We start from the raw sequence: 7,870 nt of genomic DNA, 5'->3' as shown, positions 1-7,870 counted from the left end.
CTAGCGACTCATCACTCAAACTGTAATGATCAAGTATTTATGGAGGTAGAAAATACCTAAAGTGACAAAGTTATTTGGTATCAACTCATCAATAGCAGCTTTGTATTATCGGATTTAGTGATGAGGGATAACTTGATGAGGTTATTCGAACATAGCAGCATAACTCAGTGGAGAGAGGCAGATGTTTGCTCAAGCTCAAATTGTTATTGAATGATAAACCATCCCCTAATACCATCAAAAATGTTTGGAAGGGTCCATGCGTTGATGCAGAATACGCGCGACATCAATACCATTATCACTGATTTGATAAAAGACAATGTGCTTCTCTATTGGAAAGCTTTTAGCACCATTGTAAATATCACTTCTTTCTCTGCCAAAATCAGGATATTGAGCAAGCTTCAATAAGGCCGCATCTATGGTTTGGGCATAGACCTTTGCCTGAGCACTTCCCCACGATTCAATGGTTGACGAAATTATGTTGAATAAGTCTTCTTCGGCTAAAGGAGTTAACCTATAGCTAGGCATAGTCAGCCTTACCAGTAGATGTTTTCTCAACAGACTGTGAAGCTTGTTCAAAAATATCCATAACATTGTGCTTGGACAGCTCACCAGCAGCTAACTGTTCAAAGCCTTTAGCGACCTCTTCACGTAACACCTCAAGCTGTTGATTTTTAGCAAGGTCTTTTTCAAATAACAATCTAAGACCATCGCGGATGACCTCACTCGCTGAGGTATATAAGCCTTCAGAAATCTTCTCTGAAATCCTTCTTTCGAACTCTTTGCCTAATGTAATATTCATTATTAACACTCCAATCATTTACTGAATATATTATGCGCATAATATGCGCATGATTCAAGTGAATAGGTAGGCAGGTAAATAGAGCAGAGTAAACCTGCTTTAAATTTAACACTGGCTTTTTTATCCATATAATAGATATTATGAGATTGATTATTATCAAGTTATGAATGGATGCTGTTGGTAAATGATTCTCAAGACTAAATCACTCCAAACGACCTCGACTCCACAGGCTATTGCCGGTCAAAAACAAGAACAAGATGTGGCTTTCTTCTTACGCCGCGCATTTAAAGACAATCCTGAAGTGCTGGTTATCAACGACTTCAAATTCAGCTTTAATGATGAAACAGCTCAAATCGATCATTTGATCGTGTATACCTACGGCTTCGTGCTAATTGAATCAAAAAGCATAAAAGGTCACGTTAAAGTGAACAACCAGGGTGAATGGACACGCAGCTATAACAGCCAGTGGGCTGGAATGCCCTCACCCATTAAGCAAGTAGAACTGCAACAAGCCTTGTTAAAGGAAATGCTGAAACACCATAAGAGCGAGATTTTAAGTAAGTTACTGGGTATAAAGCAGCAAGGTTTCAATGGACGTTGTTGGCACTATTTATGTGCGGTATCCAGTAATGCTGTCATCGACAGAAAAACCATGCCCAAAGAGATTTCCGACAAGCTTTTCAAAACTGAATTTTTGGTCGATGAACTCAAAAGCATCATGAATCTTAAACACAAAATAATCCGCTTGATGAATGTCGCTGATACCCGTCCTGATTTCAACCAACAAGAACTCGATTCAATCGGCCAATTTCTTATTAGCCAACATATCGACTCAAATATTCAGCAAGCTAATCATGCTCCGGTGGAAAGAAAGCAAATCCAACCGATAGCAAACACACCAGAGCTTGAACTAGCGTTGGAGACAGCATCGGCACCCACTTATCAACTAGCTCAATCCAATACTGCAATGCCTCAAGCTGTAGCCACATTAACACCAGAGCAACACCCGATATTAAGCTGTAAACATTGTGGCGAATCAACACAATACACACCAATGTATGGCAAATTCGGTTACTACATCAACTGCAACCAATGCAGTAAAAACACAGCAATGAAGCAAGCCTGCCCACATTGCATGAGTAAAAATACCAAAGTCACCAAGCGCAAAGAAACCTACACATTGAATTGTGTAGATTGCGGATTTGAAAAGCGAATTATTTAATTATTAACTCTGATTCTCAGACTAGGACGTCAACATGAAAGATAAGGATAAAATCGCAGTATTTATTGATGCTGATAATGCTCCAGCTAAGAAAATAGATAAAGTGTTATCAGAACTTGCTCGCTATGGTGTGGTAAATATACGTAAAGCATACGGAAATTGGAAAAACGCTAATTTAAAAACTTGGGAAGATGCGCTACATGAGTATGCCATTCAACCCATTCAGCAATTCGATTTAACTAAAGGTAAAAACGCCACAGACATGGCACTGGTTATTGATGTTATGGATGTTTTATATACAAAAGATGTAGATGTTATTTGTTTAGTTTCATCAGATTGCGATTTTACCCCCTTAGTTACTAGAGCGCTGGCTGATGGTAAAACCATCATAGGATTTGGAGAGCGCAAAGCGCCTATGCCATTTGTGAATAGTTGTTCTCGATTTTTATTTCTCGATGATGATCCAAGTGAAGATATTCCATTACCTACAGCCACTAAAAGCTTAAACAAGAACACAAAGCTCATCAGTTTATTGAGGCAAGCTATTGAAGCTGTAGAGGAAGATGACGGATGGGCAATGTTAGGACCTATAGGCACTCATATTTCTAATCATGCCTCGTTTGATCAACGTAATTATGGCTTCAAGAAGCTGAGTGATTTATTCGCATCTATAGATCTTTTTGATATGAAAAAAACCAACGGCTCAGTCATTTGGGTAAAAGACAAAAAAAGGCATAAAACGGTAAACGGCAGAGGGAAATGACGATTTGACCAAAACACCAAACATGAAACCATATCAAATTAAGCTCAGATATTTTTTAATCCCTTGCTTGCTAAAGATAAGCTTATTTAGCCTAGCTTTTTTTCTCTGCTCTCTACTATTTACTCAATATTTTTCTGAGTCTTTTAGCCGCAGTCATTTTTACCAAACGTATCTAACGTGGATTGAGTGGAATGGTATTGTAAGCTTATTTTGTCTAACGGGTATCATCGCGACCATTTCAATTCGCTCGATGAAAATACCATTGTCATTTCTTGAGTTTAAAAAATATCAATATAAAAACGCCATTTCACTGTCACTTTTTGGTATTCAAATGGTATTACTTATATCAGCTTATCTATTTAGTACATTAGGCATATCAACATTGTCACAATTAGATGACCCAACACAATGGCACGAAAAGGGGATGCCAATATATTTCACAGTAGACACTGCAGATTTTTCTGGCCCCAAAGCTATACAAGTTCAATCGAATCCATCACAAAAGTATAGCAAAGCAATAGATGTATTTTGCGTAATTAAATTAACAAACAACAGCAATCTTTGGGCTGGTTTCAACTATCCTTTTTCAGTCGATAAAGCGGTAAAATTTGCCAGCGATGAGGTAGATAGCCACATTAAAGAAAGTATTGATAATTGCCAAAATACATCGTTGAAAAACGTCAAATACTTCAAAAAAAGTGATTTTGCTTTCGAAAATAGTGGTTATCTCAATGCATTAAAAAATATCGTCAACAGCGAATTATTAGAAAATAATAATTTAATGTTATTTGTAGCATCACAACACCATGAATTTGAGAATACCAAATCAGTACACCTAACCTCATGCATAATAATGCTAACTCTTTTTATGGCATTTATGTTTTATGACCTCTGGAAAAGCAACATCCATTGGGAAAGCTACTGGGCGATTAAATACAAATCTGAGTAAATGAGCATGAGTAAATCTGCTCTTAAACTCTCCCAAAATCACAAATATTAAACACCCAATATAGATAGTATCGAGGCTTTCTCAATTCTTTTACAAGAAGTTTGGCTTTAAGCTTTTAGGCTTTAGACCAACATACAATGCATCTAGCGCAGGAAAAATCAGCTTAGAGCAAGGCTTTTTGTCACGAAGCGTAGTGTTTTTCTACGTGAGTGGCAAAGTAACGCCGCTATAACTGATTTTAACCAGCTAGAAACAAAAAGCCCCGATACGGTTAAGTATCGGGGCTTTCTCTTTTCTTTTACAAGAAGTTTGGCTTTAAGCTTTTAGGCTTTAGACCAGCATACAATGCATATAGCGCAGGATAAATCGTGTGAGAACAAGGCGCTTTACCAAGACGTTTAGTTTCTCATAAACGAGTGGTGAAGCAACGCAGTTATCACCGATTTAGACCAGCTAGATTACATGCCCATGCCGCCCATACCGCCCATACCACCCATTCCGCCCATATCTGGCGCAGACTCTTGTGGTATTTCAGAAACCATTGCTTCTGTGGTGATCATTAGGCCTGCAATTGATGCTGCAAATTGTAATGCACTACGGGTTACTTTAGTTGGGTCTAGGATACCCATTTCTAACATGTCGCCGTAAGTGTCGTTGCCTGCGTTGTAACCGTAGTTACCTTCGCCGTTTTTAACAGTGTTAGCCACAACTGATGCTTCTTGACCGGCGTTAGTTGCGATTTGACGCAATGGCGCTTCCATAGCACGTAGTGCGATTACCACACCGTGTTTTTGGTCTTCGTTAATCACTGCAACGTCTTTAATTTTGCTTGCTACGCGAACAAGGGCTACACCACCACCGGCTACCACACCTTCTTCTACTGCAGCGCGAGTTGCATGTAATGCATCTTCTACGCGTGCTTTTTTCTCTTTCATTTCAACTTCAGTTGCTGCGCCAACTTTGATTACTGCAACACCGCCAGCTAGTTTAGCCATACGCTCTTGTAGCTTTTCTTTGTCGTAGTCAGATGTTGACTCTTCAACTTGTTGTTTGATTTGAGAAACGCGAGCTGAAATCTGTACTTGGTCACCACTACCATCGATGATGGTGGTGTTATCTTTAGTGATGATTACGCGCTTAGCAGTACCTAAATCTTCTAGGGTGGCTTTTTCAAGCTCTAGACCGATTTCTTCAGCGATAACCGTACCACCAGTTAGAATGGCTACGTCTTGTAACATCGCTTTACGACGGTCGCCAAAACCAGGTGCTTTTACAGCAGCCACTTTAACGATGCCACGCATGTTGTTTACAACTAATGTAGCTAGTGCTTCGCCTTCAACGTCTTCTGCAACGATAAGCAATGGCTTACCTGTTTTAGCTAGACCTTCTAGGATTGGCAATAATTCACGGATGTTAGACACTTTTTTGTCAACTAACAAAATGAATGGGCTGTCTAGTTCAACGCTACCAGTTTCTGGCTTGTTGATGAAGTATGGTGATAAGTAACCACGGTCAAACTGCATACCTTCAACAACGTCTAATTCGTTTTCAAGCGCTTGGCCTTCTTCAACGGTGATAACGCCTTCTTTACCTACTTTTTCCATTGCGGTAGCAATGATGTCGCCAATTGATTCGTCAGAGTTAGCAGAAATTGTGCCGACTTGAGCAATGGCTTTAGTGTCTGAACATTCTTGAGAAAGTAGTTTAAGTTCAGCAACGGCTGCGATAACTGCTTTGTCGATACCGCGCTTAAGATCCATTGGGTTCATACCCGCAGCAACGGCTTTTAGGCCTTCAACAACAATAGACTGTGCTAATACGGTTGCTGTAGTGGTACCGTCACCGGCTGCATCATTGGCTTTAGAAGCAACTTCTTTCACCATTTGTGCGCCCATGTTTTCGAACTTATCTTCTAGTTCGATTTCTTTGGCAACTGACACACCATCTTTAGTGATTAGCGGAGCACCGAAGCTCTTGTCTAATACTACGTTACGACCTTTAGGGCCTAAAGTTACTTTCACTGCGTTGGCTAGAATGTTAACGCCTGCAAGCATTTTTACGCGTGCGTCGTTACCAAATAAGACTTCTTTTGCTGCCATTTTTTGATGTTCCTTTAAATTTAATGATTAATTGGAAAGTCGAGTTGATGGACGAGGCTTAGCCTACAACTGCCATCAGGTCAGCTTCTGACAGGATTAATACTTCTTCACCGTCAATTTTTTCTTTTTTCACGCCATAACCTTCATTGAAGATCACAACGTCGCCCACTTTAACGTCAAGTGGAGTAACAGTGCCGTTTTCTGAAATACGACCATTGCCTACAGCAAGAATTTTACCGCGAGTTGATTTCTCTGCAGCGCTGCCTGTAAGCACGATACCGCCTGCAGATTTAGATTCAACTTCTAAACGTTTAACGATAACGCGGTCATGTAATGGACGAATATTCATCTATGAACTCTCCTAATGATGTGATGCCCAAAAAACGAGGCTATTGACTAACAAAAAAGGGATTTTCCCTTCGATGCATGTGATATGGGGGTAGTTGATCACAGATCCAAGGGGAATTAAAAAAAAAACTACACTTTTTTTAAGTCTGTTTTATTAAAACTTTACTAATACTGATAGAATTCGCCTCCTTTAAACGTATTCAAACACCTGAGAATAGATGAAAGACAGACACGGGTTGCTCAGCGGGCCAATTGGTCGTGTGCTGCTTAATATGACCTTGCCTAACCTGATTGGAATTATGACCATTCTGGGGGGCAGTCTAGTAGACGTGTTTTTTATCAGTAAGTTGGGTACCGAACCTTTAGCAGCTGTGAGTTTTACCTTTCCGGTGACCTTAGTTATTTCGAGTATTGGTATTGGTTTAGGCGTAGGGGTTTCGACTAATCTCGGGCGCTTAATTGGTAGCGGCCATGCACCCGAATCAAAAGTATTTTTGTTTGATGCGTTGTGCATGACATTACTGATTATTTGGGGCTTATCGATTCTCGGCTGTGTGTTTATTGAACCCATTTTTAGTTTACTCGGCGCTAACGAAGCTAGCCTGCCATTAATTAACGACTATATGTGGTACTGGTACTTAGGCGCACCAGCCCTAGTATTATTAATGGTTAGCAACCAGGGATTACGCGCCACTGGCGACACGCGAACACCGGCTAAAATTATGATGATTGCAGCGGTGGTCAATTTAGTGCTCGACCCGTTGCTCATTTTTGGTATTGGGCCATTTCCACGTTTAGAAATTCAAGGCGCTGCCATTGCCACCACACTGTCTTGGGTTGTGGCGATGTCGTTAGCCGGATATTTGATCATTATTAAACGTAAGTTAGTTGTATTTGCCAGCTTTGACATTGGCCGGCTGATTTTACACTGGAAAGCCCTGGCCCATATTGCACGCCCAGCAGCATTAATGAATGTGATTAACCCAATTGCTAATGGGGTGATTATGGCCATGTTGGCGCGTATTGATCAATCTGGGGTGGCTGCATTTGGCGCGGGGACGCGTTTAGAGTCGGTGTTACTCATCGTGGTGATTGCTTTATCGTCGAGTTTAATGCCGTTTATTGCGCAAAACTTAGGCGCAAACCAACCCGAGCGCGCTAAAAAAGCTTTATTGATGTCGCTGCAGTTTGTATTTGTGTTTCAAACCCTGTTATTTATTCCGCTGTATTTTAATGCCACAGCCATTGCACAACTGTTTACCAATGACCCACTAGTGATTGATTGGTTGAGTTTTTATGTCATGGTATTGCCAGCAGCTTATGGCCCTTTAGGTATTGTGATTATTTTTGCCACCAGCTTAAATGCCTATCACCGCCCAATGAGTTCGTTAGTGATCAACCTTTGCCGGTTAATGTTATTAATGCTGCCATTTGCGGCATTGGGTGCTTATATCGGTGGTATTAAAGGGGTTTTACTGGCTCTGCCAATCACTAATACGTTAATGGGTATTGCTTGCTATTACTTGGCCACAAAAATTAGCGAACCAAACGACATTAAGCACACTGTACCCTACAGTGACAAAAACCAAGACACCCCAGATTATGATGCCAACAATGAGCAGCATAACCACCTTTCTCGCACAGCCGCCGCTAAACCCTCGGCAAATAACATCATTGATTAATGGCAATC

At 40.6% G+C, this 7,870-nt stretch carries 8 protein-coding genes; 4 read left to right on the top strand and 4 right to left on the bottom strand.

Annotated elements, in window-relative coordinates; all coding sequences use genetic code 11:
- Positions 1-234 precede the first annotated feature (234 nt).
- Entirely contained in the window at positions 235-525 is a 291-nt protein-coding gene (locus IEY48_RS03230; protein ID WP_229786301.1) for a type II toxin-antitoxin system RelE/ParE family toxin, read from the bottom strand.
- Complete coding sequence (locus tag IEY48_RS03225) at positions 518-799, bottom strand: type II toxin-antitoxin system ParD family antitoxin (RefSeq protein ID WP_188917183.1); 282 nt, start codon at positions 797-799, stop codon at positions 518-520. Before IEY48_RS03225 ends, IEY48_RS03230 begins: the two co-directional genes overlap by 8 nt.
- Positions 800-983: 184 nt before the next feature.
- Between IEY48_RS03225 and IEY48_RS03220 the strand changes: the two genes are divergently transcribed.
- The 3 genes from IEY48_RS03220 to IEY48_RS03210 are packed head-to-tail and all read left to right on the top strand — an operon-like array spanning position 984 to position 3,733.
- Entirely contained in the window at positions 984-2,021 is a 1,038-nt protein-coding gene (locus IEY48_RS03220; RefSeq protein ID WP_188917181.1) for a nuclease-related domain-containing protein, read from the top strand.
- A 34-nt stretch (positions 2,022-2,055) separates the two neighbouring features.
- On the top strand, positions 2,056-2,784 hold the full coding sequence (locus tag IEY48_RS03215) for an NYN domain-containing protein (RefSeq protein WP_188917179.1): 729 nt from the start codon (positions 2,056-2,058) through the stop codon (positions 2,782-2,784).
- A 4-nt stretch (positions 2,785-2,788) separates the two neighbouring features.
- Complete coding sequence (locus tag IEY48_RS03210; protein WP_188917177.1) at positions 2,789-3,733, top strand: hypothetical protein; 945 nt, start codon at positions 2,789-2,791, stop codon at positions 3,731-3,733.
- A gap of 458 nt (positions 3,734-4,191) precedes the next feature.
- Here IEY48_RS03210 and groL read toward each other — a convergent pair whose 3' ends face one another.
- Both groL and IEY48_RS03200 read right to left on the bottom strand, forming a co-directional pair.
- Entirely contained in the window at positions 4,192-5,832 is a 1,641-nt protein-coding gene (gene groL / locus IEY48_RS03205) for a chaperonin GroEL (protein ID WP_188917176.1), read from the bottom strand.
- A gap of 58 nt (positions 5,833-5,890) precedes the next feature.
- The gene (locus IEY48_RS03200; RefSeq protein WP_011639076.1) at positions 5,891-6,181 is read right to left on the bottom strand and encodes a co-chaperone GroES; all 291 of its coding nucleotides are present in this window, start codon (positions 6,179-6,181) and stop codon (positions 5,891-5,893) included.
- 217 nt (positions 6,182-6,398) lie between these two features.
- Here IEY48_RS03200 and IEY48_RS03195 point away from each other — a divergent pair, with 217 nt between their 5' ends.
- A complete protein-coding gene (locus tag IEY48_RS03195; protein WP_188917174.1) occupies positions 6,399-7,862 on the top strand; it encodes an MATE family efflux transporter in 1,464 nt (487 codons plus the stop codon).
- The last annotated feature ends 8 nt before the right edge of the window (positions 7,863-7,870 follow it).

Origin of the sequence: Shewanella saliphila (assembly GCF_014648295.1) — a bacterium.
GTDB lineage: Bacteria > Pseudomonadota > Gammaproteobacteria > Enterobacterales > Shewanellaceae > Shewanella > Shewanella saliphila.
This window is presented reverse-complemented; position numbering and strand designations above follow the sequence as displayed.

Excerpts from the sequence above, each read along its gene's own strand:
- IEY48_RS03195 (WP_188917174.1), top strand. The coding sequence starts at position 6,399 with ATGAAAGACAGACACGGGTTGCTCAGCGGGCCAATTGGTCGTGTGCTG.
- IEY48_RS03200 (WP_011639076.1), bottom strand. The coding sequence starts at position 6,181 with ATGAATATTCGTCCATTACATGACCGCGTTATCGTTAAACGTTTAGAA.
- groL (WP_188917176.1), bottom strand. The coding sequence starts at position 5,832 with ATGGCAGCAAAAGAAGTCTTATTTGGTAACGACGCACGCGTAAAAATG.
- IEY48_RS03225 (WP_188917183.1), bottom strand. The coding sequence starts at position 799 with ATGAATATTACATTAGGCAAAGAGTTCGAAAGAAGGATTTCAGAGAAG.
- IEY48_RS03215 (WP_188917179.1), top strand. The coding sequence starts at position 2,056 with ATGAAAGATAAGGATAAAATCGCAGTATTTATTGATGCTGATAATGCT.
- IEY48_RS03220 (WP_188917181.1), top strand. The coding sequence starts at position 984 with ATGATTCTCAAGACTAAATCACTCCAAACGACCTCGACTCCACAGGCT.
- IEY48_RS03230 (WP_229786301.1), bottom strand. The coding sequence starts at position 525 with ATGCCTAGCTATAGGTTAACTCCTTTAGCCGAAGAAGACTTATTCAAC.